Annotated in this window: 1 pseudogene; it reads right to left on the bottom strand. The window is 28.6% G+C overall.

Going from position 1 to position 447, the window contains the following annotated elements:
- A pseudogene (locus J7R05_RS09425) lies at positions 1-67 on the bottom strand (LON peptidase substrate-binding domain-containing protein); the annotation flags it as partial.
- Positions 68-447: the final 380 nt, after the last annotated feature.

Below are 447 nucleotides of genomic sequence, written 5' to 3'. Positions count from 1 at the left end.
CGGGAAAAAGGGCAATTTGCTTTGGTAGATCATTTTCACAATTGTAATGGATATTACCAGCTTTCATGAGTATTTTATAACCTTTGTTCGATGAAGTTTGGTATATAATAGCTGTAATTTATGACACTATTGAGAGACAAAAAATTGATAAAGAAGAAAAATCAACCTTTTGTGTGTTAAGACTATATTTATAAAATATCTGAAATTTTTACTCTTAAAGGATATAAAACTCCGTAGTTTAGGTTGGATAGCACAGGTAAAAATGTTGCTTTGTGATACTTTAAAGCTCTTGTTAAGCGCACGAAATTTTGTATTTTTTCAAAACGTGTTGCTGTTTATGGCCTTTGCAATTTTTTTACTTATTTTTTAAGCAAGGCCAATTAAGATTTTCATAATGTTCAAAAAACCCTCATTATAAGTCTTTTAAAACAGTTTATGCAAGTTTAA

It is taken from the genome of Bartonella capreoli, assembly GCF_902813205.1.
In the GTDB taxonomy this organism is placed as follows: Bacteria; Pseudomonadota; Alphaproteobacteria; order Rhizobiales; family Rhizobiaceae; genus Bartonella; species Bartonella schoenbuchensis.
This window is presented reverse-complemented; position numbering and strand designations above follow the sequence as displayed.